The sequence below is a fragment of the Variovorax sp. V35 genome, from assembly GCF_041154465.1.
Lineage (GTDB): Bacteria > Pseudomonadota > Gammaproteobacteria > Burkholderiales > Burkholderiaceae_C > Variovorax > Variovorax boronicumulans.
Genome location: NZ_AP028666.1, coordinates 3,424,672 through 3,451,056, shown reverse-complemented (window position 1 = coordinate 3,451,056; position 26,385 = coordinate 3,424,672). Strand labels below are relative to the sequence as shown.

Annotated in this window: 25 protein-coding genes, 1 tRNA gene and 1 riboswitch; of the genes, 15 read left to right on the top strand and 11 right to left on the bottom strand. The window is 67.7% G+C overall.

Translation table 11 applies throughout. The annotated features are described in order from the left end of the window. Nucleotides 1-17 precede the first annotated feature (17 nt). Nucleotides 18-1,811, bottom strand: coding sequence for a 7TM diverse intracellular signaling domain-containing protein (locus ACAM42_RS15920; RefSeq protein ID WP_369632598.1), 1,794 nt, complete (start codon nucleotides 1,809-1,811; stop codon nucleotides 18-20). 65 nt (nucleotides 1,812-1,876) lie between these two features. After that, a complete protein-coding gene (locus ACAM42_RS15915; RefSeq protein WP_139705513.1) occupies nucleotides 1,877-2,569 on the bottom strand; it encodes a response regulator transcription factor in 693 nt (230 codons plus the stop codon). 221 nt (nucleotides 2,570-2,790) lie between these two features. Between ACAM42_RS15915 and ACAM42_RS15910 the strand changes: the two genes are divergently transcribed. From ACAM42_RS15910 to ACAM42_RS15890, 5 genes are all read left to right on the top strand, one after another. Next, on the top strand, nucleotides 2,791-3,000 hold the full coding sequence (locus tag ACAM42_RS15910) for a hypothetical protein (RefSeq protein WP_369632597.1): 210 nt from the start codon (nucleotides 2,791-2,793) through the stop codon (nucleotides 2,998-3,000). Nucleotides 3,001-3,138: 138 nt separating this feature from the next. Further along, nucleotides 3,139-3,576: a hypothetical protein gene (locus ACAM42_RS15905; protein WP_095747578.1), complete on the top strand. Its 438-nt coding sequence runs from the start codon at nucleotides 3,139-3,141 to the stop codon at nucleotides 3,574-3,576. A 59-nt stretch (nucleotides 3,577-3,635) separates the two neighbouring features. Continuing rightward, complete coding sequence (locus ACAM42_RS15900) at nucleotides 3,636-4,169, top strand: nucleoside 2-deoxyribosyltransferase (RefSeq protein WP_095745045.1); 534 nt, start codon at nucleotides 3,636-3,638, stop codon at nucleotides 4,167-4,169. Between the two features lie 129 nt (nucleotides 4,170-4,298). After that, a complete protein-coding gene (locus ACAM42_RS15895; protein WP_070060422.1) occupies nucleotides 4,299-4,574 on the top strand; it encodes a hypothetical protein in 276 nt (91 codons plus the stop codon). A 30-nt stretch (nucleotides 4,575-4,604) separates the two neighbouring features. Next, nucleotides 4,605-4,826, top strand: coding sequence for a hypothetical protein (locus ACAM42_RS15890; RefSeq protein WP_095745044.1), 222 nt, complete (start codon nucleotides 4,605-4,607; stop codon nucleotides 4,824-4,826). A 119-nt stretch (nucleotides 4,827-4,945) separates the two neighbouring features. Here the strand turns inward: ACAM42_RS15890 and ACAM42_RS15885 are convergent. From ACAM42_RS15885 to cysS, 6 genes are all read right to left on the bottom strand, one after another. Next, a tRNA-Ser gene (locus ACAM42_RS15885) sits at nucleotides 4,946-5,038 on the bottom strand. A gap of 27 nt (nucleotides 5,039-5,065) precedes the next feature. Further along, entirely contained in the window at nucleotides 5,066-6,334 is a 1,269-nt protein-coding gene (locus ACAM42_RS15880) for an aspartate kinase (protein ID WP_062480939.1), read from the bottom strand. Nucleotides 6,335-6,389: 55 nt separating this feature from the next. Next, nucleotides 6,390-7,367, bottom strand: coding sequence for a tRNA lysidine(34) synthetase TilS (tilS, locus tag ACAM42_RS15875; protein WP_369632596.1), 978 nt, complete (start codon nucleotides 7,365-7,367; stop codon nucleotides 6,390-6,392). A gap of 20 nt (nucleotides 7,368-7,387) precedes the next feature. Beyond that, nucleotides 7,388-8,368 carry an acetyl-CoA carboxylase carboxyltransferase subunit alpha gene (locus ACAM42_RS15870; protein ID WP_056582036.1) on the bottom strand — a complete coding sequence of 327 codons (981 nt, stop codon included), beginning with the start codon at nucleotides 8,366-8,368 and terminating at the stop codon, nucleotides 7,388-7,390. A gap of 157 nt (nucleotides 8,369-8,525) precedes the next feature. Next, the gene (locus ACAM42_RS15865; protein WP_369632595.1) at nucleotides 8,526-9,197 is read right to left on the bottom strand and encodes a DNA-3-methyladenine glycosylase; all 672 of its coding nucleotides are present in this window, start codon (nucleotides 9,195-9,197) and stop codon (nucleotides 8,526-8,528) included. Continuing rightward, complete coding sequence (cysS, locus tag ACAM42_RS15860; protein WP_070060418.1) at nucleotides 9,194-10,570, bottom strand: cysteine--tRNA ligase; 1,377 nt, start codon at nucleotides 10,568-10,570, stop codon at nucleotides 9,194-9,196. The genes ACAM42_RS15865 and cysS overlap by 4 nt, the downstream gene beginning before the upstream one ends. A gap of 196 nt (nucleotides 10,571-10,766) precedes the next feature. Here cysS and ACAM42_RS15855 point away from each other — a divergent pair, with 196 nt between their 5' ends. The 6 genes from ACAM42_RS15855 (at nucleotide 10,767) to ACAM42_RS15830 (ending at nucleotide 14,733) form a co-directional block, all read left to right on the top strand. Beyond that, nucleotides 10,767-11,357, top strand: a complete 591-nt coding sequence (locus ACAM42_RS15855; RefSeq protein ID WP_062480948.1) for a tetratricopeptide repeat protein — start codon at nucleotides 10,767-10,769, stop codon at nucleotides 11,355-11,357. Nucleotides 11,358-11,461: 104 nt separating this feature from the next. Then, nucleotides 11,462-12,058, top strand: a complete 597-nt coding sequence (locus tag ACAM42_RS15850; protein ID WP_369632594.1) for a peptidylprolyl isomerase — start codon at nucleotides 11,462-11,464, stop codon at nucleotides 12,056-12,058. A gap of 27 nt (nucleotides 12,059-12,085) precedes the next feature. After that, on the top strand, nucleotides 12,086-12,598 hold the full coding sequence (locus ACAM42_RS15845) for a peptidylprolyl isomerase (protein WP_070060416.1): 513 nt from the start codon (nucleotides 12,086-12,088) through the stop codon (nucleotides 12,596-12,598). Between the two features lie 25 nt (nucleotides 12,599-12,623). Next, the gene (locus ACAM42_RS15840) at nucleotides 12,624-13,400 is read left to right on the top strand and encodes a UDP-2,3-diacylglucosamine diphosphatase (protein WP_070060415.1); all 777 of its coding nucleotides are present in this window, start codon (nucleotides 12,624-12,626) and stop codon (nucleotides 13,398-13,400) included. Nucleotides 13,401-13,415: 15 nt separating this feature from the next. Then, a complete protein-coding gene (locus tag ACAM42_RS15835; RefSeq protein ID WP_369632593.1) occupies nucleotides 13,416-14,207 on the top strand; it encodes a zinc-dependent peptidase in 792 nt (263 codons plus the stop codon). A gap of 232 nt (nucleotides 14,208-14,439) precedes the next feature. Continuing rightward, nucleotides 14,440-14,733, top strand: coding sequence for a GYD domain-containing protein (locus tag ACAM42_RS15830; RefSeq protein ID WP_095745032.1), 294 nt, complete (start codon nucleotides 14,440-14,442; stop codon nucleotides 14,731-14,733). A gap of 72 nt (nucleotides 14,734-14,805) precedes the next feature. Here the strand turns inward: ACAM42_RS15830 and ACAM42_RS15825 are convergent, their stop codons facing one another. The 3 genes from ACAM42_RS15825 to ACAM42_RS15815 are packed head-to-tail and all read right to left on the bottom strand — an operon-like array spanning nucleotide 14,806 to nucleotide 21,657. Then, entirely contained in the window at nucleotides 14,806-17,646 is a 2,841-nt protein-coding gene (locus ACAM42_RS15825) for a DUF349 domain-containing protein (RefSeq protein ID WP_369632592.1), read from the bottom strand. Then, nucleotides 17,643-17,825 carry a hypothetical protein gene (locus tag ACAM42_RS15820; RefSeq protein WP_369632591.1) on the bottom strand — a complete coding sequence of 61 codons (183 nt, stop codon included), beginning with the start codon at nucleotides 17,823-17,825 and terminating at the stop codon, nucleotides 17,643-17,645. The genes ACAM42_RS15825 and ACAM42_RS15820 overlap by 4 nt, the downstream gene beginning before the upstream one ends. Before the next feature lie 10 nt (nucleotides 17,826-17,835). Beyond that, nucleotides 17,836-21,657 (bottom strand): DUF748 domain-containing protein, encoded by a 3,822-nt coding sequence (locus ACAM42_RS15815; protein ID WP_369632590.1) that lies wholly within the window; start codon nucleotides 21,655-21,657, stop codon nucleotides 17,836-17,838. 714 nt (nucleotides 21,658-22,371) lie between these two features. On the opposite strand from ACAM42_RS15815, the gene ACAM42_RS15810 reads away from it, so the two are divergent. From ACAM42_RS15810 to ribD, 4 genes are all read left to right on the top strand, one after another. Continuing rightward, nucleotides 22,372-23,232 (top strand): lytic transglycosylase domain-containing protein, encoded by an 861-nt coding sequence (locus tag ACAM42_RS15810; protein WP_062481551.1) that lies wholly within the window; start codon nucleotides 22,372-22,374, stop codon nucleotides 23,230-23,232. 49 nt (nucleotides 23,233-23,281) lie between these two features. After that, nucleotides 23,282-23,408, top strand: a riboswitch (ZMP/ZTP riboswitch). A gap of 38 nt (nucleotides 23,409-23,446) precedes the next feature. Continuing rightward, a complete protein-coding gene (glyA, locus tag ACAM42_RS15805; RefSeq protein WP_139705484.1) occupies nucleotides 23,447-24,691 on the top strand; it encodes a serine hydroxymethyltransferase in 1,245 nt (414 codons plus the stop codon). A 36-nt stretch (nucleotides 24,692-24,727) separates the two neighbouring features. After that, nucleotides 24,728-25,171, top strand: coding sequence for a transcriptional regulator NrdR (gene nrdR, locus ACAM42_RS15800; RefSeq protein ID WP_007836918.1), 444 nt, complete (start codon nucleotides 24,728-24,730; stop codon nucleotides 25,169-25,171). A 28-nt stretch (nucleotides 25,172-25,199) separates the two neighbouring features. Beyond that, the gene (gene ribD, locus ACAM42_RS15795; RefSeq protein WP_369632589.1) at nucleotides 25,200-26,330 is read left to right on the top strand and encodes a bifunctional diaminohydroxyphosphoribosylaminopyrimidine deaminase/5-amino-6-(5-phosphoribosylamino)uracil reductase RibD; all 1,131 of its coding nucleotides are present in this window, start codon (nucleotides 25,200-25,202) and stop codon (nucleotides 26,328-26,330) included. The last annotated feature ends 55 nt before the right edge of the window (nucleotides 26,331-26,385 follow it).

Below are 26,385 nucleotides of genomic sequence, written 5' to 3'. Positions count from 1 at the left end.
CACGCGCGCAGCGCGCCTCAGCTGCTGCCAGCGCCCATCGCGGGTGCCTGCACCCTCGCCTCCAGCCGCGTGCCGCCGTCGCCCGCGTCGATCTGCAAAGTGCCGCCGATGCGGGCCATGCGCGCCTGCATGCTGCGCAGGCCCAGTCCGCCGATCGACGAGGCAACCGTCACCGCATCGAAGCCCACGCCATCGTCCTCGACGCTCAGGAGCACGCCGGCCTCGCCGTCGGCCAGCAGTTGCACGCGCAGGGTGCGCGCGCGGCTGTGCTTCACGACGTTGGCCAGCGCCTCCTCGAGCAGGCGCGTGAGGCCCAGCACCTGGCGCGCGGACAGCGCACAGGGCCAGGCCGCGGGCGTCTGCCAGTGGCTGCGCACGCCCATCTCCTCGAACAGGCGGCCGAAGCGGTGGCGCATCGGGGCCAGCCATTGCGTGGGGGTCGCGGCCACCGGTGCCGCGCCGCCGCTGTGGGTGTCGATGATCTGGCGCAGGTCGTCGCGCAGCGACTTGAACATCGACAGGTACTGCGGCCGCTGCAGCGCCTCGCCCGACTGTTCCACCAGCGCGATCGAGCGCACCAGCGAACTGCCCAGGCCGTCGTGCAGGTCGCGCGCCACGCTCAGGCGCTCGTGCAGCCGCACGTTGTCGAGCTCCAGGCGATGTTCGCGGCTGAGCGTGTCGGCCAGCTCGGTGCGCGCCCCGCGCACTTCGCGCGCCAGCTCGTCGTTGAAGCTCTCGACACGGCGCAGGCTGCGCGTGAAGCCGCCCGCCAGGATCAGCGACATGCCGATCATGATCAGCGGCGCCGTGACCACGGTGTAGCCGAAGCGGTCGTCGATGACGCGCAGGATCATCAGCGCGTCGTGCACCGCGGCCACCAGGAAGCCGAAGGCGCACAGGGCCAGCAGCAGGTGCTCGGTCTTCTTCGTGTCGAGCGCGCGCAGGATGAACTGCACGCACACGGCCATGAAGAGCAGCGAGTACACGATGAACACCGCCAGCGTCGCGACCGACAGCGCGGGCTGCGGCAGCAGTGCGATCGCCGCCACGGCCAGCGCGGCCACGGTCCACAGCGCGCGGCCCAGGCGCGGAAAGCGCTGGCCGCCGAAGTGCCACATGAACATGCAGAAGCAGCTCACGTACAGGACCATCCAGGCCGTGATCCAGCGCGACCAGGCGTCGGTGGAGGCGAACGGCCACGGCAAGGTGCTGACCACGGTATTGCTCGCGAACACCAGCCAGGCGATGGCGCTGAGCGCGTACCAGCCGTAGGCAACCTCCTGCCGGCGCATGAGCCACAGCACGAGGAAGAAGCAGCCCAGCGTGATCGAGATGACGAGGTTGACCGCGGGCAGCACGCGCGCGAACAGGCGACGTTCGTCGTGGTACGCCACCGCCTCGACCGCCGGCCCAAGCACGACGCGGCCCAGCCCCGAGCCGTACATGCTGCCGCCCACCACCTGCACCCACAGCGTGTTGGTGCCGGGGTTCAACGCGGCGGCCGGCAGGAAGAAGACGCGCGGCGTGTTCCAGCTGCGGCTCAGCGGCTCGACCAGGCTGGCGTCGCGCCAGAGCAGGTTGTCGTTCAGCGAGATCGCGCCGGCCATGCTCAGGTAGTCGAAGGCCACGCCCAGCTGCGGCGCGTCGTCGCGGCCTGCGCAGGGGCGCTGCCAGTCGATGCGGTACCACACGATGCCCTCGAAGCCGGGCCAGCGCGTGGCCCAGTGATCAGGCAGCGTCACCGGCTGCCAGCCGTCGATGGGCGGCGGTGCTTCAGGCCCCGCGCCGGCGGCGGCGCGCACGGCCCGCACGCTGTCGATGTGCGGTGCGCACCCTTCGGCAGCCCATGCCGCGTGCGCGAACAACCACCACAGGCTCAGGCCAGCAAGCCACGCGAACGCGCTGCGAAGACGGCGCGCGTGCGCGAGGAAACGGTGAGCTTGCGGTAGATGTTCTTGATGTGGCATTCGACGGTGTGCCGCGACAGGAAAATCTGCTCGGCTATCTCGCGGTTGGTCAGGCCCTCGGCAACCAGCTGGAGGATCTGCAGTTCGCGTGCGGTCAGCACATCTTCGCCGACGCGCCCCGGCGTGGCGGGCGGCGCCTGCGTGAGGTCGAGGATGCGGCGCGCGATGAACGGATCGATCGGCGCCCCGCCGCGCAGCACGCTGCGGATCGACAGCAGCAGCTCCAGGTCGTCGCGCTCCTTGAGCACGTAGCCGGTGGCGCCGGCGCGCAGCGCGTTGAGGATGAGGTCGTCGGTGCTCCAGGCGGAGATCACGAGGATGCCGGGGCCGTCGTCGGCGTTCATTGCCGCCCCGGTCGGCGCGCTCATCTGCGCGATCAGCTCCACGCCGTTGCCGTCGGGCAGGCCCAGGTCGACCAGCGCCAGCGCGAACGACTGGCGCGCGAGTTCGATGCGCGCATCGGCCAGCGTGGCCGCAAGCACCAGCACGTCGTTGCCGTAGCCCAGCTGGTTCAGGATGCCGACGATGCGCCGCTGCATCAGCGCGTCGTCCTCGACGATGAGCACGGGCGCCGGCAGGTCGGGGCTGGGCGGCGGCGTCATCGCCGGACCTTCGGGCTGAGGAGAGAAAGCGGACATCAGGACGGTTCGGACAAGGTGGGAAGCATGCCCGAATCATCACCCAGGCTTCGCGCGCGAGGCTGCAGTGTCCCCTCGCGGCGGCGCTGCGGCCATCACCAGATCTGGGGGTTCTGGTGGCGCGGCGCGGCATCGGTCGGCCTTCGCCTACAGACAGGCACCACGCGAGCGGACATGGTGGGGCCATGACACATCCGATCGAACTCATCATCGACGAGCCGGCTCCCGGATCCTTTGTCTGGCGGCTGCTCGAAACCGACACCGACGGTGCGCATCCCACCGTCCTTCGCTGCGCCTTCGACCTGGTCGAGAGCTACGAGCTCGCCCTGGCCTCGGGACAGCGCGCCCTGCGCAGCGAGATGCGCGCGCACGGCACTACAACAGAAGGCCACTGAGCGTCAGCATGCGCTGACGGCGGCTTCGCGAGGCGTCCTACCGCTCTCGCGCCGTCGGTTCCTAGGATGGTTTTCGGGCGCCGGTTCTCTTGCGCTTGTCGCAATGAGGCAACCGCCGGCGCCTTCAAGGAGATGACCATGCAAAGAAAGCTCATGTGGATGTGCGCCGTTGCCGTGTCTTGTCTCACGGCCGTGTCGGCGCAAGCGCAAGTGAACCCGCCGCCCGCGGCCACGGTCGATCCGGCGGTCGCCGAATACAAGGCGGCCCGCGACAAGATCTCGGCCGACTACAAGACCGACCGCGCCGCTTGCGATGCCATGAAGGACAACGCCAAGGACGTCTGCGTCGAGGAAGCCAAGGGCAAGGAAAAGATCGCCAAGGCCGAGCTCGACCAGAAGATGAAGCCCAGCGACGGCAACGCCCGCAAGGTGGCCGAAGCCAAGGTGGAAGTCGCCTACAGCATCGCCAAGGAAAAATGCGACGACCAGAAGGGCGAGGCCAAGTCAACCTGCGTGAAGCAGGCCAAGGCCGATGAAAGCAAGGGCATGGCCGAAGTCAAGGCGATGAAGAAGTAACCAGCCGGGCCGCAGCCCTTCCCGTTGGCGCTGGCCGGGGGCGGTCGCATACTCGACAGATGCCCTCCTCTTCCACGCGTCCACGGGTCTACCTCGCCGGCCCCGACGTGTTCCGGCCCGACGCCGCGCAGTACTTTGCCGCGCTGGCCCTGGCCTGCGACGCGCTCGGCATGACGGCCGTGCCGCCGTTCGACGGCAAGGCGGCCGGCCCCGACCCCGCGCGCCGGATCTACGAGGAAAACATGAAGCTGCTGCGGTCGGCGGACGGCGTCATTGCCAACCTCGCGCCGTTTCGCGGGCTGGAGCCCGACTCGGGCACGGTGTTCGAGGTCGGCGTGGCCATTGCCCTGGGCCTTCCGGTGGCCGCCTACGGCGTTCCGCCGGGCACCTATGCGCAGCGCGCCGCCACGGCCGGCGTCGTCGGCCGCGACCCGGACGGCAGCTTGCGCGACCCCGAGGGCACGCTGATCGAGGATTTCGGCCTGCCGCTGAACCTGATGCTGGCCTGCTCGGTGCGCTTTGCGGACCTGGCGACCGACGCCTTGCGGGTACTGGCCGAGGTGTTGGGGTCTGCGCCTGCGCAGCGGCAGTGAGTCAAAATTCGTGAAATAAGTCACAAATCAAAGGCGGGATATCACCAATTTTGGGGAGCACGCCCCTAAAAGTAAGCCTTTCAGCCTCTTTTTGCGTTGGACATGCCAACGCCCCAAAAGGAGGCCCGGATGCCCCCCTCAGATCAACAAGCAGTTTTCGAAGCGGCGGGCCGCCTGGGTTCCATGGAGGTCCTGACCACGCAGACCAGCGCCGTCGTCTCGATGCTGCGCGCGCTGTACGCCGCGCACCCCGAGCCGGCCAAGGTCCGCTACCACTTCGACCGGCTGATCGGCCAACTGCTGACCAGCCCCTACCTCAGCCACGACCCGGATCACGCGCTGATCCTCCAGGACACGGCCGCGACCCTCGTGCGGCCACCGCTCGAACCCGACCCGGTGCGCTGAGCATCGGATGCACACCCAGGAGACACTGAAATGAGTTTTGAAAAAATCAAGCTCCGGTTCGGCCGGTCGTTCCGTCGCGGCGATCGCGTCGTCTGCGAAGGCCGGCTCGGCACCATCACCGGAGCGACCTATCCGCATGTGCGGGTGCGTTTCGACGGACGGCAGATTGCGGTGCCTTGCGATCCTTGCGAACTGCATGTGGGCGCGGCGCCGATCGCGACGCTGTCCGCGCTCGAACCGCAGCCGTCCTGAAGACATCGCCTCGCCTTTTCGGCGGGCAGCCACGCGTTGCGAGCAGACGCAAAAAAGCCCCGACTGGCGGGGCTCTTTTGGGCTATTTGATCACTGCAAGGTGATCAGGAAGCCAATCCTGGCGGAACCGGAGGGATTCGAACCCTCGATGAGGCTCTACACCCCATACTCCCTTAGCAGGGGAGCACCTTCGGCCACTCGGTCACAGTTCCTGAAAGCAACCGCAATTATGCCATTACTTAAGCGCTCGGTTGGTCCAGATCGAACGCTTTATGCAGTGCGCGCACGGCCAATTCCATATATTTTTCGTCGATCACGACCGAGGTCTTGATTTCGCTGGTCGAGATCATCTGGATGTTGATGCCCTCTTCGCTCAACACACGGAACATCTTGCTCGCCACACCCACGTGGCTGCGCATGCCGATGCCCACGATGCTGACCTTGCAGATCTTGGTGTCGCCCACGATTTCGGTGGCGCCCAGCGAGGGCATCACCTTCGACTCGAGCAGTTCGACCGTGCGCGCGAACTCGTTGCGATGCACGGTGAAGCTGAAGTCGGTCTTGCCGTCCTTGCTGAGGTTTTGAATGATCACGTCGACTTCGATGTTGGCGTCTGCCACGGCACCGAGGATGTGATACGCGATGCCCGGCTTGTCGGGCACGCCGAGCACCGAGATCTTGGCTTCGTCGCGATTGAATGCGATGCCGGATACGACGGCTTGTTCCATGTTTTCGTCTTCCTCGAAAGTGATCAGCGTGCCGGACTTGGCCTCTTCATTGATGTCGATGTCCCATGCGGTGAAGCTCGAGAGCACACGCAGCGGCACCTTGTACTTGCCGGCGAATTCCACCGAGCGGATTTGCAGCACCTTGGAGCCGAGACTGGCCATCTCGAGCATCTCTTCGAAGCTCACGGTGGTCAGGCGGCGCGCATCGGGTTCGACGCGCGGGTCGGTGGTGTAGACGCCGTCGACGTCGGTATAGATCAGGCACTCGCTGGCCTTCATGGCCGCCGCGATGGCCACGGCCGAGGTGTCGCTGCCGCCACGGCCCAGCGTGGTGATGTTGCCTTCGTCGTCCACGCCCTGGAAGCCGGTGATGACCACCACGCGACCGGCTGCGAGGTCGGCGCGCACCTTGGCGTCGTCGATGCTCTCGATGCGGGCCTTAGTGTACGAGTTGTCGGTGCGTACCGACACCTGCCAGCCCGCGTAGCTCACCGACTCCACGCCCTCGGCCTGCAGCGCCATGGCCAGCAGTGCCGACGATGCCTGTTCGCCGGTGGAGGCGAGCATGTCGAGTTCGCGGTGATAGGCCACGCCGGGTTTGCCCGGGGAGAGCTCCTTGGCAAGACCGAGCAGGCGGTTGGTTTCGCCGCTCATGGCGCTGGGCACCACGATCATCTGGTGACCCGCACGCGCCCATTTGGCGACGCGCTTGGCGACATTGCGGATGCGCTCGGTCGAGCCCATCGACGTGCCGCCGTATTTGTGAACGATCAATGCCATGGATGAAATCAGAGAAAGATAAAGGGCCGCCTGGAAAGCGGCGCCCTGCAAGCCGTCAGAGCGAAGTCTTCAGCGAGGGCGGGGCATTGTACCAATGCAGCCGCTCTCCCCTGCGCTCTGCGAAGCCCGCGCCCACCTTGAGGTGGATGCGGTGGCCGCGCGTGGTGCAGGCGCGGACCTGGTCCAGCAGCTGGTCGAGCTGCGCCGCGCTCGGTGCACAGCCGTGCGACTGCATGAGCCAGTGGCGCAGCACGTTGGCCTGGCGCGCCCGAGACAGCGCCTGCAGCGGCCGGATCTGCGGCGGTTCGCCCACCAAGGCGAGGTCTTGCGCCGCCAGTTCGCTCAGCAGCTGCTGGGCCTGCGCCGCGTGGCCGATGCTGCGCGCAAAGGTGGCGCGAAACTGGGGAAAAGCTTCTGCCAATGCAGGCAGCAGCACGGCGCGGATGCGGTTGCGGGTGTAGCGCGCGTCGGCGTTGCTCGGGTCTTCGATCCACGGCAACTGCTGCTGCGCCAGCCAGCCGCGGATGTCGGCCGCCGGTACCGCGAGCAGCGGCCGATGGATGTTCAATCCGTCGCGCACGGCATGCGCAGGCATCGCGGCCAGGCCCGGCAGGCCGGCGCCGCGCGACAGCGCCAGCAGCAGCGTCTCGACCTGGTCATCGGCATGGTGCCCCAGTGCGATGGCCGACACCGCGGGCCGCGCGCTGTCGGCCTGCGCCATGGCGGCATACGCCTGGTAGCGCGCACGGCGCGCCGCATCCTCGGGACTGTCGCCCAACGCATGCCGCGCATCGACCCGGTGCGTCACCAGCGGCACACCGAGCCGCGCGCAGACCTGCGCGCACTGTCGCTCGAAGTCGTCGGCCGCCGCCTGCAGCCCGTGATGCACATGGAAGGCGATCACCTGCCCCGGCCATCGCGCCGCGCAGGCCGCGAGCAAGGCGCTCGAATCCGCGCCGCCGCTGAAGCCGACGCCCAGCGGCAGGCTCGCCGGTTCGAACGCGGCCATGGCGCGTTCGAAGGCTTCGCTCATGATGGAAAAGGGAAAGCCGCTCAGCGGCTGTTGTCGGCCTTGGTGTCGTTGAACCGGCCATAGCTCTGCAGGCGCTCGTAGCGGCGGTCCAGCAGTTCCTTCGTCTTCAGGTCGCTGACCTGGCGGAAGGCGTCGTTGAGCGCGCGCTTGAGGAACGCGGCCATCTGGCGATGGTCGCGGTGCGCGCCGCCGACGGGTTCGTTGACGATCTTGTCGACCAGGCCCAGCGCCTTCAGGCGGTGCGCCGTGATGCCCAGGGCATCTGCAGCTTCCTGCGCCTTGTCGCTGGTCTTCCAGAGAATGGACGCGCAGCCTTCGGGGCTGATCACCGAGTAGATCGAGTACTGCAGCATCACGAGCTGATCGCCGACCGAAATGGCCAGCGCGCCGCCCGAGCCGCCTTCACCGATGATGGTGACAATGATGGGTACCTCGAGCTGCGCCATCTCGAAGATGTTGCGGCCGATGGCTTCCGACTGGCCGCGCTCCTCAGCGTCGATGCCGGGGTAGGCACCCGGCGTGTCCACGAAGGTGAACACCGGCAGCTTGAATTTTTCGGCCGTCTTCATGAGACGCAGCGCCTTGCGGTAGCCCTCGGGCTTGCTCATGCCGAAGTTGCGCGCGGTGCGCTCCTTCGTGTCGCGGCCTTTCTGGTGACCGAGCACCATGCAGGGCACGCCATTGAAGCGCGCCAGACCACCGACGATCGACAGGTCGTCCGAGAAATGACGGTCACCATGCAGCTCGACGAAGTCCGTGAAGATCTCGTTGACGTAGTCGAGCGTGTACGGGCGCTCCGGATGCCGCGCGATCTTGGTGATCTGCCAGGGCGTCAGGTCGCTGTAGATGTCCTTGGTGAGTTGCTGGCTTTTCTTGCCGAGCTGATCGATTTCTTCCGAGATGTCGACCGCCGATTCGGTCTGTACATAACGCAGTTCTTCGATCTTTGTTTCGAGTTCAGCAATGGGCTGCTCGAAGTCGAGGAAGGTTCGTTTCGCCAACGTCTTCTCCTGTTTATTTCATCAATTGACCGGCCATCCGGCTCTTTTGCATTCATTCCAGAAACACCGAGGAACCGGCTTTGCCGGGCCTGCGGTGTTGCCCCCTCGAAGGGGGTTGGCGAAGCGACACGAAGTGCGCGAAGCCTGGGGGTGATCCTTAGTAAACGACCGGCACGGGGTCCAGCGATCGCCAAATATACCAAGTCGCCACGCTGCAATACGGCGCCCAGGCCACGGCGACATCGCGGGCATCGCTGCGGCTGACCGGGTCGCCCGAAAAATAGTTCACACTGATGCCGTTGAGAAGGCCCTGGTCGTCGACCGGCAGCACGTTCGGGCGCATCAGGTGAAAGATGAGGAACATCTCGGCGGTCCAGCGGCTGATGCCGCGGATGGCCACGAGCTCCTCGATGATGAGCTCGTCCGACATGTCTTTCCAGCGGTCGACGTGCACGGTGCCCGAATCGAAATGCAGGGCCAGGTCGACCAGATATTCGATCTTGCGCGCCGACAGCCCGGCGCCGCGCATGTCGTCGACCTTGAGCTTGAGCACGTTGGCCGGCGTCAGCTTGCGCGGCAGCGTCGCAAACTTGTCCCAGGTCGACTGCGCGGCCTTCACCGAGATCTGCTGGCCCACGATGCTGCGCGCCAGCGTGGTGAAGGCGTCGCCGCGCGATTCGAGGCAGGCCTCGCCGAACTTCGGAATGAGCCGCTTCATCACGCGGTCTTTCTTGGCCAGGTGCTTGCAGGCTTCCTCCCAATAGTCCGGCGTGTAGATGCGCACGCTGGTCTGCTGGGTGGCGGGTACGGGGTTCGTCGTTCCGTTCACTGTGCAGCCGCCCAGGTCGTTCCCGTGGGCGAATCCTTGAGCACGATGCCCTGCTCGAGGAGTTCCTGGCGGATGCGATCGGCTTCGGCGAAATTCTTCGCCGCCTTGGCCGCCGCGCGTGCATCGATCTTCGCCTGGATGGTGGCTTCGTCGAGCGTGGTGCCCGCCTGCAGGAACGCTTTCGGATCGCCTTGCAGCAAGCCCAGCGTGCCGGCCAGCGCCTTGAGCAGGCCCGCGGTGTCTGCGGACTTGGTGCGGTTGACTTCGCCGGCCAGCTCGAACAGCACGGCGATGGCTTCGGGCGTACCGAAGTCTTCGTCCATCGCCGCCTTGAAACGCGCCGCGTGGGGCTGCGTCCAGTCGATGACCACGGTCGCGGGCGCCACCAGGTCGAGCGCGGTGTACAGGCGCTTGAGCGAGTTGCGGGCGTCGTCGAGGTGCGCGTCGCTGTAGTTGAGCGCGCTGCGGTAATGCGTGCGCACGAGGAAGAAGCGCAGGCTCTCGGCGTCGTACTTCTGCAGCACTTCGCGGATGGTGAAGAAGTTGCCCAGGCTCTTGGACATCTTCTCGTTGTCCACGCGAACGAAGCCGTTGTGCACCCAGAAACGCGACAGCGGCTTGCCGTTGGCGCCTTCGCTCTGCGCAATTTCGTTCTCGTGGTGCGGAAACTGCAGGTCGGCACCGCCGCCGTGGATGTCGAAGGTCTCTCCGAGCGTGGCGCAGCTCATGGCCGAGCACTCGATGTGCCAGCCCGGGCGGCCGGTGCCGAAGGGGCTGTCCCACTTGGCGTCGTCAGGCTCGGTCGGCTTGGCGGATTTCCAGAGCACGAAGTCGAGCGGGTCCTGCTTGCCGTCGAGCACCGCGACGCGTTCGCCGGCGTGCAGTTCGTCGAGCGACTTGCCCGAGAGCTTGCCGTAGCCGGGGAACTTGCGCACGGCGTAGTTCACGTCGCCGTTGTCCGAGCGGTAGGCCAGGCCCTTGCGTTCCAGCGTCTCGATGATGCCGAGCATCTGCGGCACGTATTCGGTGGCACGCGGCTCGATGGTGGGCGGCTCGATGCGCAGCGCACCGATGTCCTCGTGCATGGCCGCGATCACCTCGTCGGTCAGCGCGCGGATGGTGATGCCGCGCTGGACCGCACGGGCGATGATCTTGTCGTCGATGTCGGTGATGTTGCGCACGTAGGTCACGGCATAGCCGCTGGCGCGCAGCCAGCGCTGCACCACGTCGAACGCCATCATCATGCGGGCGTGGCCGATGTGGCACAGGTCATAGACGGTCATGCCGCACACGTACATGCGAACCTGTCCAGGTTGCAGGGGGGAGAAATCCTCCAATTCACGCGACAGCGTGTTGTAGATGCGCAGACTCATGGGACTCGGAAAGCGTTGATTCGCGCACGTGCGGTACGGGCGAGCAACGGTGTATTTCAGGGGTGACGGGGGGCGTGGCTACGAGGGGTTCGACGTGGCCCCTCGGCTACAATGCGACGCAGTATAAACGGCTGCCGCCGCGCAGCATCCGGGTGTTCTCCAGGCCCCCGCTCCCCCCCAATCCTGCCGAGGCTTCATGAAGCACGCCGCGTTCTCCAGACTCCCCATCGCCTTTGCACTGCTGTTCGGTCTGTGGGGCTTCGCCGCGCACGCCAACGACTACGACGACGTCAACCTCCTGCTGCGCCAGGGCAAGTCCGCCGAGGCGCTGGCCAAGGCCGACACCTACATCGCCGGCAAGCCGCGCGACCCGCAGATGCGCTTCCTGCGCGGCGTGATCCTCACCGAGCAGAACAAGACCGCCGACGCGATCACCGCGTTCACGCAGCTCACGCAGGACTTCCCGGAACTGCCCGAGCCCTACAACAACCTCGCGGCGCTGTACGCGTCGCAGAGCAAGTTCGACCAGGCCCGCGCCGCGCTCGAAACCGCGCTCAAGCTCAGCCCCAACTACGCCACCGCGCACGAAAACCTCGGCGACGTGTACGCGCGCCTGGCGGCCCAGGAATACCAGCGCGCCCAGCAATTCGCAACCACCAACGCGAGCGTCGCGCCCAAGCTCGCGCTGATCCGCCAGATCTTCACGCCCAAGGCCGCGGCCGATGCGGCCGTGCTGCCGGCCGCGCCGCCCGAGGTGCGCAAGCCCGTGGGTCGCACGACCAAGTAACGGCCAACAGCCTCTTGCAATCCGGCGGTGCGCACACAGTTGCCTCCCAACCTGCGCCATCGCAGGCCCACCGCCCTCCCCTCCACCCGCACACGGAGCCTCATTTGACGACCTCTGCACTTTCCCGTTTCAGCCGCCGCGGCGCCCTCGCACTGGCCGCAGCCCTGGCCTTCGGCGTCGCCGCCGGCGCGCACGCCCAGCAGGCGGCGCCGCGCGTCAAGCTCGCCACCTCGGCGGGCGACATCGTGGTCGAGCTCGATGCGGCCAAGGCCCCCAAGACGGTCGAAAACTTCCTGCAGTACGTCAAGGACAAGCACTACGACGGCACGGTGTTCCACCGCGTCATCGACGGTTTCATGATCCAGGGCGGCGGCTTCACGGCCGACCTGCAGCAAAAGCCCACGCGCCCGCCGATCCCGCTCGAGGCCAACAACGGCCTGAAGAACGACAAGTACACGATCGCGATGGCCCGCACCGGCAACCCCAATTCGGCCACCTCGCAGTTCTTCATCAACGTGAAGAACAACGACTCGCTCAACGCGCCCAACCCCGACGGCTACGGCTACACCGTGTTCGGCAAGGTCGTCGCCGGCACCGACGTGGTCGACAAGATCCGCGCCGTGCAGACCGGCAACAAGGGCGGCATGCAGAACGTGCCCGTCGAAACCCTCACCATCAAGTCCGCCACGCTGGCGAAGTAATCCCGTTTCCGAAGAAGGAGCTAACTCATGAGCAACCCCCAAGTCGAACTGCACATCAAGAACTACGGCGTCATCACGCTCGAACTCGACGGCGTGAAGGCACCGAAGTCGACCGCCAACTTCATCGAGTACGTGAAGAAGGGCCACTACGACAACACGGTGTTCCACCGCGTGATCCCCGGCTTCATGGTGCAAGGCGGCGGTTTCGAGCCCGGCATGAAGCAAAAGCCCACCGGCGCCGAGATCGAGAACGAAGCCAACAACGGCCTCAAGAACGCCAACTACACCGTGGCCATGGCCCGCACGAGCGCACCGCACTCGGCCACCGCCCAGTTCTTCATCAACGTGGCCGACAACGGCTTCCTGAACCACACCGCCCCCTCGGCCCAGGGCTGGGGCTACGCGGTGTTCGGCAAGGTCACGGGCGGCACCGATGTCGTCGACAAGATCAAGGCCGTGAAGACGGGCCGCAAGGGCTTCCATGACGACGTGCCCCTCGAGGACGTCGTGATCGAAAAGGCAGTCGTCACTGTCGAGTGATGCACTTCAGGCACGGCGCAGCGGCATGACCCCGGTGGCGAACCCGGCTTTCTCCGAGCTGGTGGCGCCGCCCGCGTGGCGCACCGTCGACCTGATTTCCGACCTGCACCTGCAGGCCAGCGAGCTGGCCACCTTCGAGGCCTGGCAGGGCTACCTGCAGACCACGCCGGCCGATGCGCTGGTCATCCTCGGCGACCTGTTCGAGGTGTGGGTGGGAGACGACGCCGCCGCCCAGCCCGGCTTCGAGGCGCAGTGCGCCGAGCTGCTGCAGCGCACCGCGCAGCGCATGCCGGTGTTCTTCATGCACGGCAACCGCGACTTCCTCGTCGGCAAGGCCTTTGCCGCGCAATGCGGCCTGACACTGCTCGACGACCCCACGGTGCTGGTGCTGCACGGCGAACGCTGGCTGCTGAGCCATGGCGACGCGCTCTGCCTCGAAGACACCGACTACCTCCAGTTTCGCGCCCAGGTGCGCACGCCTGAATGGCAGGCCGCATTCCTCGCGCGCCCGCTGGAAGAGCGCCGCGCCCTCGCCCGCGCCATCCGTGCACAGAGCGAAGACCGCAAGCGCGATCCCTCGACCCTCTGGGCCGACGTGGACGCCGACGCTGCCCGCCAATGGCTGCAGCACGCGGGCGCCAGCGCGCTGATCCATGGCCACACCCACCGCCCCGCCGTCCACGACCTGGGCCACGGCCTGCGCCGCATCGTGCTGAGCGACTGGGACGCCGCCGCCCATCCGCCGCGCGCGCAGCTGCTGTGCCTGTCGGCCGCTGGCGCGCAGCGCGTCGACCTGCGCTAGGCGCACCGAACGCCGATGTTCAAGTGGCTGCGCCGGCTGCGCACCCTGCCCCCCATTCCCGACGCCGCCTGGCGCGCCACGCTCACGCGCTACGCCTTCCTGGGTGCGTTGCCGTCCGCGCAGCAGCAACAGCTGCGCACGCTGGCGGCCGAGTTCCTGCGGGACAAGGAATTCCACGGCACGCAAGGCTTCGTCATCACCGACGAGGTGGCGCTGGCCATCGCGGCGCAGGCCGTGCTGCCGGTGCTGCACCTGAAGGACGGGCTCGACTGGTACGACGATTTCGTCGGCATCGTGGTGCACCCGTCCGAGGTGGTGGCGCCGCGCAAGGTCGTCGATGACGCGCTGGTCGTGCACGAGTACGAGGAGGTCGTCGCCGGCGAGGCGATGGACCAGGGCCCCGTGATGCTCAGCTGGCAGGACGTGCTCGCGAGCAGCGTCAGCAGCGAGGGCGGCTACAACGTCGTGATCCACGAGTTCGCCCACAAGATCGACATGCGCAACGGCATCGCCGACGGCTGCCCGCCGCTGCCGGCCGGCTTCATGGGCCGGCGCAACGCGCGTGAGGCACGTGCGGCCTGGATGGCCGTGCTGCAGCCGGCCTACGACGACTTCCGCGAGAAGACCATCCTTGCCGAACGCTTCGGCGCCGAGCCGCCCTGGCTCGACGACTACGGGGCCACCTCGATCAGCGAGTTCTTCGCGGTGGCCTGCGAGGCCTACTTCGTGAATCGGCCGAACTTCGCGCGGGACTTCCCGGCGGTGCTGGCTCTCTTCGATGCGTTCTTTCGGCCTGCGCAGGCCTGACCGCCCCTCACATCTGGTTTCCTTGCTTGCGCGCGCGATCGCGGTCCGCATACCTCGTCCTGAGTAGGCGCTGATCGGGAGCGCCTTGCCTTTGCAGGCCCCAGGCGTAGCATCGCTGCGGCCATCGCCCTCCACAGCACCGCTGCGCGCCCGATGACCTGGAGCGTCGCCATCGGGGGCGGCGTTGCTTCATGTGATTCGTCCCCCGCGGATAACAACACAGGAGCAGAAAATGGTGACCTATATCGGCATGCTGAGCTTCACGGACAAGGGCATCCAGAGCGTCAAGGAAACCACCAAACGCGCTGCCGCCGCCAAGGAAACCGCCCAGAAGCTCGGCGTCAACATGCGCGAGATCTTCTGGACCATGGGCGACTGCGATGTGGTCTGCGTGCTGGAGTCCGAGGACGAGCAGGCGCTCTGTGCATTCAGTCTGGCCATCGCCATGCAGGGCAATGTGCGCACGCGCTCCCTGCGCGCCTATACCGCCGGAGAAATGGACAAGATCCTGGCCAAATTGCCTTGAGCCGGGACGGGTCGACACACATGAAAAAGCCCGCACGCGGCGGGCTCCTTCTCATGAACGCGCGCGGACGCCTTACTTGCGCAGCAAGGCCTTCAGCGCGTTCTGCAGACGGCGCGCGGTGGCGGCGTCGTGCGCGGCGGCGAGCACCTTACCGGCGTCCTGACCCCAGGTCTGGGCCGGCGTCGGATCGCCACGCTTCGTCAGCAGCTTGAGCTGCAGCGCGCGGCGTGCGTCGAGTTGCTCGGCGGGCGTCGGCACCTCGGCAGCCATCTCGAGGCGCAGCAGCGCTTCGGCGGCATCGCTCGCGGCGGCCGTCGGTGCGGCACCCACGGCTTGCGACCATTGCGTGCGCACGGCCGGCGTCACGGCACGGCCCAGTTCCTGCACGCTGGGCAGGCGGGCGGCATCGCGCTGCTCCCAGGCGCCGAGCACCTGCGTGAGCGCTTCGCCGTGGGCCTGCGCGGCCAGCTTGCGCAGCGCCATGTCGGCACGCTCGAGCGCTTCGCGCTGCGCGCGGAAGGCGGCATCGCCCAGGCGCGGGCCGCGGTCTTCGCGCGGCGGGCGGTCGCCGAAACGGCCACCGCCCGGCGCGCCGCGATCGCCACCACGGGCATCGGGACGCGGGCCGCCACGGTCGTTCGGACGGCCGGGGCCGCCGGCACCGGGACGGCCACCGTCGCGGCGATCACCGAAGCGGCCCGTGCCGCGAGCGGCCGGTGCGGCTTCGGCCTTCTTGCTGCTGGGCCGGTCGTCGCCACGCATGGCGACCACGGGCTTGGGTGCGGGCTTCGGCGGCGCGGCCGGAGCGACGCTCGCAGCCTCACCGGCTTCGTGCGCGGCGCTGTCGCTGCGGGCCGAAGCATCGGCGCCGTCTGCGGGAGCGACCAGGTCGGGCGCGTCGGCCACTGCTGCCGCGGGTGCGGACGGCGTGGCTTCGGCATCGCTCGAACCCGGCGTCTGCTCGGCGCTTTCGCCGAACTCGGCAGCGGCCTGGCCGGGGGCTTCGACACCGGTCGCGCCGACCGAGGGGCCGTCGCTCGTGGTGGCGGGTGCCGGTGCGGGCACTTCACCGCGCAGTGCAGCTTCGAGGCCGGCGATGGCGGCGCGGATCTTCTGTGCGTCGCCGCCGGCATTGGCCGCGTCGAGCGCCTTGGAGGCTTCGAGCACATGGCGGTCGTGCTCGCTCATGGCGGCCGATGCCTTTTCGCGCTCGACCGTCTTGCGGTTGAAGGCTTCGTCGATGGGTGCGCGGAACGCGTCCCACAGCTTCTGTTCGTGGCGGCGGTCGAGCGGCACGCTCTGCGCCTCGTGCTGCCAGCGCTGTTGCAGCGCCTTCACGGCGTCGATGCGCAGCATCGGCTGGGCACCCAGCTCGGTGGCTTCGGCGATCATGGCCTGGCGACGCTCGACACTGGCCTTCTGCGCCGTTTCGAACGGGGCACGGGCGGCACCGAACGCTTCATTCCACAGCGGTTGCAGCTCGGCGAACACCTTCTCGCCCACGTGGCCGGCATCGCGCCAGCGGTCGGCGAACTGGTGCAGCGCGCGGTTGTGCGCCTTCAGGTCGGTGGCGCCGGCATGCGCGGCGGCCCAGGCCTTGACCTCTTCGATCAGCGCGACACGCAGGGCGCGGTGTTCGGCGGCATCGGCGCGCACCTTCTCGAGCCAGGCCTCGACGACCTTGTGGGCTTCGTTGCAGGCTTCGTCGAAACGCTTCCACAGCGCGTGGTTCGGCACGCCGCCCTGGTCGGCCTGCTTCCACTGGTCGCGCAGGGCGCGCAGGGTTTCCTGCATCTTGCGGCCACCAAGGGCCTGGCCTTCGGGGCGCTTGAGCAGGCCTTCGGCCTTGGCGACGAGGTCTTCGCGGACCTTGTCGGCGCTCCAGCGCTGCCAGCCTTCGAGTTCTCCGGCAGCGACCAGTGCGGCATGCACGCGGGCTTCGAGCGGCGCGTCGACCAGCTTGCCGTACTCCTTGAGCACGGCGCGCAGCGCGGCGGCAGCGCCGGCGCTGGCCTTGCCGTGGCCTTCGGCGGTTTCCTGTTCGAGTTTGGCGAGGGCGGCCTGCACGGCGTCTTGCGCCGCGGCGCGCACGGCCGGGTCGACCTTGGGTGCGGCGGGACGGGCGGGCGCGGCGGGCTTGGGCGCCACCACTTCGCCGCGTGCGGCGCGCAGTTCGTCGGCCCAGACGGGCACCGGCGGCAGTGGCGCGGCGGCATCGGCCGCTGCGGCCACGGCCTGCGCCAGCGCGCCGTGGAACGAATCGGACACCACGAGCAGCTGCGACTTGGAAGCTTCGAGCTGGGGGGCGAACTTGGCGTCGAGGCTGTTCCAGTTGGCATCGGCCACGATGTCGGCGGCCTGCTGCTGCCAGTGGGTCACGTCGGCGCGCAGCGATTCCTCGGCGGCCTGGGCGTCCTTCCAGCCTTTGGTGGACAGCACTTCGAAGCGCTGCGCCAGCAGGACGGCGGCTTCGCGGTGGACCTGCGCACGGTGCTGCAGGTCTTCGATGCCCTTGACGCGCTCGGCCAGCTGGGCCTTCAGCCCGGCCAGCGGTTCGCGCGACAGCGGCGCGCCGGCCTTGGCGGCGTCACGCTGCCAGGCCAGTGCGTCGGCGATGTTGAGCTTGGACTGCGCCAGCAGCGTTTCGGCCTTCTGCGCCCATTCGGCGGCGATGGCTTCCTGGCCCTTGGCGCGTTTGATTTCGTCGAGCTTTTCGCGCAGCAGGCGCGCGGCGCCCTTGTCGCGGCCGCTCAACTCCTTGAAGACCTCTTGCATCTGCTCGGACGAAGGGTTGCCCGCGAGCCAGTCGCGGATGCGCGCGGCGCGCTCGCCCGAGGTCGGCGCGGTGAAGGCGCCGCCGGTGAGCGTGTCGAGGGCCTGGAGGTCGTGTGGCTTGGAAGAAGTAGAGGTCACTGCGCGAAATCGTTGTCTTGGTAGAGAAAGCGAAGGCGCCGGCAAAGGCCGGCGCACATCGACATTTTCACCCAGTTGGCGAACAGCCCGCCGAATTCCGTGTCGGAACTGCGGTGCGCACCGTTCAGCGGGCTGAAAAGGGCCCGCAGGATATATGGCAAGGCGAGGCGAAAAGCCAAGCCCCGCCGGCTATTTCATGGTCAGGCTCAGCTCGGCGCCGGGCTTCCAGTCGCTGCCGCTGGCCGTGGTGCGCACGGCCCCCAGGAACAGGCGCTCGCTCGGCAGCTTCTGCGCCAGCAGGTAGTCGCGCACCACGGCGCCGCGCTCGACGGCGAGTTGGCGCATCGATTCCTCGTCGACCGGCACGCTGGCCAGCAGCAGGTTTTCCATTTCCTTCACCGGCAGGTCCTTGGCCAGGCCGACCATGTTGCGCGGCTTGGTGATGTCGGAGCGCTTGTAGACGGCCGTGAGCAGCTCCGGGTACTCGGCATCGGTCACCGCCGCCACCTCGGTGCCGGTCTGTCCGCCGCGCACCGCGACGCGGCGCTTCTCGGCTTGGGTCAGCTGGCGCAGACGCTGACGCTGGTAGGCGTCGCGCTCCTTCTCGAGGCTGGAAGTACCCACCACCGTCATCTGCAGCGTCGGCCGCTCGGTCAGGGCCTTCACGACCTTGTCCAGGCTTTCCTTGGCGCCGCTGCTGAGCGTGGAACTGCCGGGCTCGAAGGTGATGGCGCTCGAATCGCCGCTGCCGCCACCGCCGAGCCCACCGGTCAGCAGGCTGAACGGCGCGGTCACAGCCTTGACGATCAGGTTGACCACGGCCTTGAAGATCAGCGGGCCGATGCTGAACTGCGGGTCGTTGAGCGAGCCGCGCAGCGGCAGGTCGACGTCGATCACGCCGTTGCGATCGGCCAGCAGCGTCACGGCCAGGCGCACGGGCAGGCTGTTGGGCGCACCGGCCACCTCGTCGCCGAACTTCAGCTGGTTGAGCACCAGCTTGTTGGTGGCGGTGAGCTGGCCGTCGGGCGCGATCTTGTAGTTGACGTCCATGCTCATCTTGCCGCGCTCGATGCCGTGGCCCGCGTAGCGCACCGAGTACGGCGACAGTGGCGCGAGGTCGAGGTCGCGCATCTTGGCCGTGATGTCGAGTTCGAGCGGCTTGGCCAGCGGGTTGAGCTTGCCGGTGATTTCCAGCGCCGCGGTCTGCTGCGCCTTGCCGCGCAGCTCGAGGTCGGCCAGCGCCGGGCGGCCGCCCTGCCCGTTCGGCGGGTTCGACGAGAAGGAACTGAGCTTGCCCGTCAGCTCGCTCAGGTCGGCCGAGTAGTTGGGCTTCACGAACAGGTCGGTGAAGTCGATCTTGCCGTTGACCAGGCTCATCGGACCGAAGTTGATGACCGGTGCCGGGCCGCTGTCGGCCGCAGGCGCGGCAGCCACGGCCGGTGCGGAGGCGGCCGGCGCAGGCTCGGGCGCCCCGCCGACCATGGCTTCGGCCGACACCGGCGCACCGCCCGAAGCCCGCTGCGGCGCCGAGGCGGCCGGCGCGCGGGTCGTGGTGGTCGTGCCGCCCGGGCCCTTCCTGGTGCTGGCTTCGGTGGCGGCGGCCGCGGCGGCCTTCGAGGCTTCCTCGCCCTTCTTGGTCAGGCTCAGCAGGTTCAGGCGGCCGGTGGGGTCGACGATCACGCGGGCGAAGAAGTCGGTCAGCGTGGTTTCGCGCACGTCCACCGTCGGGGCCGCGTTGGGTGCGAGGCTGACCTGCAGGCCGCGCAGGCTCAGGGTCTTCCAGCTCAGCAGCTGGCTGTTGTTGCGGTCGAAGCCCGGCGACTGGGTCAGCGAGACGCTGTTGGCGCGGAAGTCGTCCAGCGCGGTGTCGCCGGCCAGCTTCAGGCTCATGCCGGCCGGCGCGCTCGCGTAGCGCACCGTGCCGCGGTAGTTCGCGAAGGCGCGGCGGATGTCCACATTGAGCGCGTCGGCGTAATAGGCCTTGAAGGCATGCGCCGGGAATGACGCCACCTCGAGCCGCCCCTCGGCCGCCAGCGGCTTGAGCACGATGTTGCCCTTGTAGTCGAAGCGCCCCGGGTCCGCGCGGCGGCCGGCGCCGATGCGGCCCGACACCTGCAGCGGCGAGACGGTGTTGGTGTCGGGTGCGATCTTCTGGGCCAGCAGCTTGAAGGCCGTGACCTCGATCGCCACCGGCGCCGAGCCGGCCTTGTCCGCATAGGACAGGCTGCCGTTGTCGACCGCCAGCGTGCCCAGCGTCAGCGCCCAGGGCTTGGTGTTGGCGCTATTGGGGCGCGCCGCGCCGGCGTCGGCCGGCTTGGGCGCCGCCACCTTGGCGCCGCCGGCCGGGGTCTTCAGCCAGCGCTCGAACATCCAGCGCTTCTCGTTGTCGCGCTCGACGCTCACCTTGGGGTTGGTCGCGGTGAATGACGCGATGTTCAAGGTGTGCTTCGTCATGTCGACCTCGGCGTCGACCAGCTCGAAGCGGCCGACGCTGGCCAGCGCGGTCTTGGCCTGGGTCAGCGCCAGGCCGTCGGCGGCCAGGCGGCGCGCCTTGAACTTCAGCTCGGGCTGGGCCCAGGACACGTCGATCTGGCCGCTGAGCTTGCCGTCGAGCGTGGGCTCCAGGCTCTGCGCCAGGTACGGCGCGGCCAGCGACAGCGGCAGCGCCTCGACCTCGGTCTGCACGTCAGCGACCTTGTCGGTGGCATTGCCCTTGAACTTCAGCGTGGCACCCGCGACGGCGGTGCTGCCGTCGAACTGCGCAGGCTTTTCCATGGGCCAGGTGACGGCCGTGAGGTTGATGCCGAGGTCGGTGAGGTCGATGGCTGCGGCGGGCTTGACGGTTTCGTCGCGCCAGCCGACACGGCCGCCGTCGAGCGCGATCTTGTCGACCTGCACCTTGAGCTTGGGCTTCTCGACGGCCGGCTTGCCGTCCGCCGCGCTGGCGGCGGGCGCGGGCAGCGGCGCCGCCTTTTCGGCCGCGCCGGTCGCGGGGTCGGTGGCCATCAGGTTGAGCTGGCCGGCGGCGTCGCGCGCCACCACCAGCTGCGGCTTGGCCAGCGCGACCTCGCTCAGGTGAAACACCGACTCCAGCGGTCGCACGTCGGCCAGCGCCAGCTTGAGCGAGTCGAAGCCCAGCAGGTCGCGACCACGCGCGTCGCCCAGCTTGGCGCCATGGGCCTCGACCGTGCCCGTGATCTTCAGGCCGATGGTGTTGGTCTGCTGGAAATCGATCTTCAGGTCGGCATCCAGGCTGCCGGCCTGCAGCTTCACCGGCAGGCCGCCGGGGATGTAGCCCAAGTAGGGCACGAGGTCGAGCCCCTTGAACTGCACGTGGGCGTCGGTCTTGCGGCTTTGCGCGAACGGGGTCGTGAAGGCGGCCGAGTCGAACTGGCTGCCGTTGAGCGCAAAAGCCAGCTTGGGCTCGGTCTTGATCTCGCGCTTGGAGGCGAGGTTGCTCAGGAACGGCACGTTCAGCATGAAGCCGCGCAGCTCGTGCCGGCGCTTGACGGTCTGGTCGTCGAAGTCGACCGCGCCGTCCTTGATCGAGATGTTGTAGATCGCGAAGCGCGCGGGCTCGGCCTTCGGATCGGGCGGCGGGCCCGAGGCCAGCTTGGCCAGGATGTCGTCGATGTCGTACTTGCCGTCGGCCAGGTGCGTGAGCAGCACTGCGGGCGCCTCGACCGTCACCGCGTCGATCACCGGTGCAAGGCGGAACAGCGATTGCAGTTCGGCGTCGGCATAGATGCGCTTGATGGCCACCTGCGGCTGCTTGCCGTCGGCGGTGGCAATGCGCAGGTCATTCAGTGCGAGCTCGAGCGTCCAGGGCTTGAAGTCGATCTTGCCGACGGTGACCTGCCGGCCCAGCTTTTCGCTCGCGATCTTCTGGAGCTGACTCTTGGCGATCGGCGGCACCGCCAGCCACGCGATGACCCACAGGGCCAACAACACCAGCAACGCGACAACCCCACGCCGCACCCATTTGTTCTGTTTGATCGAAGCAGCATCCATCCGCAGAAGTGTGCCGCAAACAGATGCCAACAAAGTCTGCGGAAACGTGAATGCGTTCCCTTTTGGCGAGGCATTGCGATGCCCACGCGCCCCTCGACAGGATCGGTAGGCCGAAAGTGTGAGCCCCACAAACAAGAAAGCCCGGTGAGTCGACGAAGTGTCTTGTCACCGGGCTTGATGGCGGGCTCAAAACCCATGCCATCGATTCGCGCGACCGGAAGTAATGGTTCCCGCCGTGCTGGCAGCAAGAGATTGCCGCCGTGGAGTCCTCCATCGTTCGAGTCCTTGACTTGCACCTCGGACTGCCTGACTTCGGAAAAACGCCTGAAACCTCAGGCCCGTCCAGATTAGGCGTCTCACCCTTCCTTTGCAAATCCCTTTTTCCAAGGGATTTCCCGTAGGCCCGCTCCCCCTTGGCAGCCCCTCGGACGGGGGGATTCTTCAAGCACTTATTAACATATGAAACCAAATCCTTATGCTTGACCGTGTATTTAGCCACGATAGAATCCCGCCTGCCCTTGCTGCCGGACGCAGCAGGGCCTCCCTGAATCCGCTGCCGAATTCCACCGGCGTGATCAGGCCGCCGCGCTCCCTACCCCACACCCCCTCCATGCGCGGAGCCTGATTCGTACATACCAATCCAAGCGCCGCTGCCTTCATCCACCGCCCTTTCAGGCGCTGCATGCCAGGTGCCGCACAGAAAGGAAAAAAGCGATGAGCAAGGCGTTTGATGCCACAGCCCGCGGGCTACGGACCTTCGTGTCCGATGTGGCAGACGGCTTTTTTGAAATCACCCACAACGGGTTTGCGCTGGTCGGCCTGGCCATCGTGTTCGCGGCCCTCGCCCTCGTGGCGCGCCCCGACCTGCGCAAGACCGGCGAGGAACAACTGATGGGCTGGCTGCAGTCGCGCAAGCCCGCGCCCGAACCCACGGACCTGGAGCCGACCGCCATCGAGCGCACCACGGCCGCGAGCCCCGACGAGCTGCCCAAGCAGCAGGCGGCGGTGGCCTACTGGCTCAGCAAGAAGTACCGCGTTGCGGCCGAGCCGCTGAGCGTGCTGGTCTCCGAGGCCTACCAGATCGGCAAGCGCACCAAGCTCGACCCGACGCTGATCCTGGCCATCATGGCCATCGAGTCCAGCTTCAACCCGTTCGCGCAAAGCCACGTCGGCGCCCAGGGCCTGATGCAGGTCATGACCCGCGTGCACGGCGACAAGTACGAAAGCGCGGGCGGCACGCTCACCGCCTTCGACCCCGTGACCAACATGCGCGTCGGCGTGAAGGTGCTGCAGGAATGCATCGCCCGCGCCGGCTCGCTCGAAGGCGGCCTGCGCTACTACGTGGGCGCCGCCAACCTCGACGACGACGGCGGCTATGCCGCCAAGGTGCTGGCCGAGCACGAGCGCCTGCGCCAGGTCGCCGCCGGCCGTGCGCCGTCGACGATGGTCGTGCCGCCGCCGACCACGGCGCGCGCACAGCCGATCCCGGTCGTGGCACCGGCCAAGCCCGCGGGTGAAGAGCCCGCCACCGGCAGCGAGCCGGCCAAGGTCGCCCTGCTCTCCGCAGTTTCCTGAGGCCTTGCCGGCCCTCCCGGCCCGGATGCGTGCGGGCCTGCGCTACACTCGGCCTGTACGCGACTGGCGATAGGCGCAGCACCCTGAAAAAGGTGCCACGCGCTGACGTGGAATACCACTGGGAAGCGTGCCGCCTGACCACAACAGGCGTTCAGCCGTTCGCCTGGGCAGCCCTTGTTTGGTTGAACAAGGACCTCGTCTTCAAAGGACTGCCATGTACCAACGCAATATCCTGGTCGAACAGACCGATCCCGAAATCTGGGCCGCCATTCAAGCCGAAAACGCGCGCCAGGAACATCACATCGAGCTGATCGCCAGCGAGAACTACGCCTCGCCGGCCGTCATGGCCGCCCAGGGCTCGCAGCTCACTAATAAGTACGCCGAAGGCTACCCGGGCAAGCGCTACTACGGCGGCTGCGAGCACGTCGACGTGGCCGAGCAGCTGGCCATCGACCGCGTCAAGCAGATCTTCGGCGCCGACGCCGCGAACGTGCAGCCGCACTGCGGCGCCTCGGCCAACGAAGCCGTGATGCTCGCCTTCCTGAAGCCCGGCGACACCATCATGGGCATGAGCCTGGCCGAAGGCGGTCACCTGACCCACGGCATGCCTCTCAACATGAGCGGCAAGTGGTTCAACGTGGTGAGCTACGGCCTGGACGCCAACGAAGCCATCGATTACGACGCGATGGAACGCAAGGCGCACGAGCACATGCCCAAGCTGATCATCGCGGGCGCCTCGGCCTACTCGCTGCACATCGACTTCGAGCGTTTCGCCAAGGTCGCCAAGGACGTCGGCGCGATCTTCATGGTCGACATCGCCCACTACGCCGGCCTCGTTGCCGCGGGCGTGTACCCCAACCCGGTGCCGCACGCCGACATCGTCACCTCGACCACGCACAAGAGCCTGCGCGGCCCGCGCGGCGGCATCATCCTGATGAAGTCGCAGCACGAGAAGGCGATCAACAGCGCCATCTTCCCCGGCCTGCAAGGCGGCCCGCTGATGCACGTGATCGCCGCCAAAGCCGTCGCGTTCAAGGAAGCCCTGACGCCCGAGTTCAAGGCCTACCAGCAACAGGTGGTCAAGAACGCCCAGATCGTGGCCGACACCCTCACCGCGCGCGGCCTGCGCATCGTGAGCGGACGCACCGAAAGCCACGTCATGCTGGTCGACCTGCGTTCCAAGGGCATCACCGGCAAGGAAGCCGAAGCCGTGCTGGGCGCCGCCCACATGACGATCAACAAGAACGCGATCCCCAACGACCCGGAAAAGCCGATGGTCACCAGCGGCGTGCGCATCGGCACCCCCGCCATGACCACGCGCGGCTTCAAGGACGAAGAGGCCCGCATCACGGCGAACCTGGTGGCCGACGTGCTCGAGAACCCGCGCGACGCGGCGAACATCGACGCGGTGCGCGCCAAGGTCCACGCCTTGACGAGCCGCTTCCCTGTCTACCGTTGATTTCGTAATCCCCAGAAGAAGAGAAGCACTGGCCGCATGAAATGCCCTTTTTGCGGTCATCTCGAAACGCAGGTCGTCGAGACCCGCGTTTCGGAAGACGCCGACTTCGTCCGCAGGCGCCGCCAGTGCAGCGCCTGCGACAAGCGCTTCACCACGTATGAGCGCCCCGACGTCAACTTCCCCGTCGTGGTCAAGAAGGATGGCAGCCGCGCCGACTTCGACTCGACCAAGGTGCGCGCCTCGATGATGCTGGCGCTGCGCAAGCGGCCCGTGAGCATCGAGCAGATCGACAATGCCCTGCTGCGCATCGAACAGAAGCTGCTGGCCAGCGGCCTGCGCGAAATCGATTCGACGAAGGTCGGCGAACTCGTGATGCGCGAACTCAAGAAACTCGACAAGGTCGCCTACGTGCGCTTTGCCTCGGTGTACCGAAGCTTCGAGGACGTGGACGAGTTCCGGCAGTTGCTGCGCGACATCTGACCCCCGAGAAGGCGTGAACGAACCCGGCATGTCCTCTTCCCGACACGACGCCTCCCACATCGCGACCGCTCTGCGGCTCGCCGCCTCCGCGATCCGCCTGACCGACCCGAACCCGCGCGTCGGCTGCGTGCTGTGTGACGCCGACGGCCGCGTGATCGGCCAGGGCCACACCCAACAAGCCGGCGGCCCGCATGCCGAAGTGATGGCGCTGCGCGACGCGCAGGCCCAAGGCCATTCGACTGCGGGCGCCACCGCCTACGTCACGCTCGAACCCTGCTCGCACCACGGCCGCACCGGCCCCTGCTGCGACGCACTGATCGCCGCCGGCGTGCGCCGCGTCGTGGCCTCGCTCGCCGACCCGAACCCGCTCGTGGCGGGACAAGGCTTCGAGCGCCTGCGCGCGGTGGGCGTCGAGGTCGAGGTCGGCCCGGGCGCCGACGAATCACGCGAACTCAACATCGGCTTCTTCAGCCGCATGATCCGCCAGCAGCCCTGGGTTCGAATGAAGATCGCCGCCTCGATCGACGGCCGCACCGGCCTGCACAACGGCGTGAGCCAGTGGATCACCGGCGAAGCCGCGCGCGCCGATGGCCACGCTTGGCGGGCCCGGACCGGCGCCGTGCTGACCGGTGTCGGCACACTGCTCGAAGACAACCCGCGCCTGGACGTGCGCCTGGTCGACACGCCGCGCCAGCCCCACCTCGTGGTGGTCGACAGCCACCTCCAGACCTCGCCCGACGCTCACATTTTCATAGCTGGCCGCGCCGTCTGGATCTACGCCGCCAGCCGGCACAACGAAGAAAAGGCGGCCGCGCTCGAAGCCCGCGGCGCCACCATCACCTGCCTGCCCAACCTGCACGGCAAGGTCGACCTGCCCGCGATGCTCCAGGACCTCGCGGCGCGCGGCGTCAACGAGCTGCATGTCGAATCGGGCCACAAGCTCAACGGCTCGCTGCTGCGCGAAGGCTGCGTGGACGAGCTGCTGGTGTACCTGGCGCCCAAGCTGATCGGCAGCGGGCTCGACATCGCCAGCCACCTGCATGCCGAGGGCCCGCTCACCTCGCTGGCGGGCGCGCTGCCGCTCGAATTCAAGTCGGTGGACATGCTGGGGCCCGACCTGCGCATCGTCGCGCGCGTCGCCGGCCGCGACCGCTTCTGAGCCGCGGCCCGCGCGGCGCGGCACATTCGCAGCCGCAAACCGGCCCTTCGAGCCG

What these genes read in the sequence shown, in the direction of transcription:
- ACAM42_RS15855 (WP_062480948.1), top strand. Translation starts at nt 10,767, where the DNA reads ATGAAGCACGCCGCGTTCTCCAGACTCCCCATCGCCTTTGCACTGCTG.
- ribD (WP_369632589.1), top strand. Translation starts at nt 25,200, where the DNA reads ATGTCCTCTTCCCGACACGACGCCTCCCACATCGCGACCGCTCTGCGG.
- glyA (WP_139705484.1), top strand. Translation starts at nt 23,447, where the DNA reads ATGTACCAACGCAATATCCTGGTCGAACAGACCGATCCCGAAATCTGG.
- ACAM42_RS15810 (WP_062481551.1), top strand. Translation starts at nt 22,372, where the DNA reads ATGAGCAAGGCGTTTGATGCCACAGCCCGCGGGCTACGGACCTTCGTG.
- ACAM42_RS15890 (WP_095745044.1), top strand. Translation starts at nt 4,605, where the DNA reads ATGAGTTTTGAAAAAATCAAGCTCCGGTTCGGCCGGTCGTTCCGTCGC.
- ACAM42_RS15895 (WP_070060422.1), top strand. Translation starts at nt 4,299, where the DNA reads ATGCCCCCCTCAGATCAACAAGCAGTTTTCGAAGCGGCGGGCCGCCTG.
- cysS (WP_070060418.1), bottom strand. Translation starts at nt 10,570, where the DNA reads ATGAGTCTGCGCATCTACAACACGCTGTCGCGTGAATTGGAGGATTTC.
- nrdR (WP_007836918.1), top strand. Translation starts at nt 24,728, where the DNA reads ATGAAATGCCCTTTTTGCGGTCATCTCGAAACGCAGGTCGTCGAGACC.
- ACAM42_RS15845 (WP_070060416.1), top strand. Translation starts at nt 12,086, where the DNA reads ATGAGCAACCCCCAAGTCGAACTGCACATCAAGAACTACGGCGTCATC.
- ACAM42_RS15880 (WP_062480939.1), bottom strand. Translation starts at nt 6,334, where the DNA reads ATGGCATTGATCGTTCACAAATACGGCGGCACGTCGATGGGCTCGACC.
- ACAM42_RS15915 (WP_139705513.1), bottom strand. Translation starts at nt 2,569, where the DNA reads ATGACGCCGCCGCCCAGCCCCGACCTGCCGGCGCCCGTGCTCATCGTC.
- ACAM42_RS15835 (WP_369632593.1), top strand. Translation starts at nt 13,416, where the DNA reads ATGTTCAAGTGGCTGCGCCGGCTGCGCACCCTGCCCCCCATTCCCGAC.
- ACAM42_RS15830 (WP_095745032.1), top strand. Translation starts at nt 14,440, where the DNA reads ATGGTGACCTATATCGGCATGCTGAGCTTCACGGACAAGGGCATCCAG.
- ACAM42_RS15905 (WP_095747578.1), top strand. Translation starts at nt 3,139, where the DNA reads ATGCAAAGAAAGCTCATGTGGATGTGCGCCGTTGCCGTGTCTTGTCTC.
- ACAM42_RS15900 (WP_095745045.1), top strand. Translation starts at nt 3,636, where the DNA reads ATGCCCTCCTCTTCCACGCGTCCACGGGTCTACCTCGCCGGCCCCGAC.
- ACAM42_RS15815 (WP_369632590.1), bottom strand. Translation starts at nt 21,657, where the DNA reads ATGGATGCTGCTTCGATCAAACAGAACAAATGGGTGCGGCGTGGGGTT.
- ACAM42_RS15910 (WP_369632597.1), top strand. Translation starts at nt 2,791, where the DNA reads ATGACACATCCGATCGAACTCATCATCGACGAGCCGGCTCCCGGATCC.
- ACAM42_RS15840 (WP_070060415.1), top strand. Translation starts at nt 12,624, where the DNA reads ATGACCCCGGTGGCGAACCCGGCTTTCTCCGAGCTGGTGGCGCCGCCC.
- tilS (WP_369632596.1), bottom strand. Translation starts at nt 7,367, where the DNA reads ATGAGCGAAGCCTTCGAACGCGCCATGGCCGCGTTCGAACCGGCGAGC.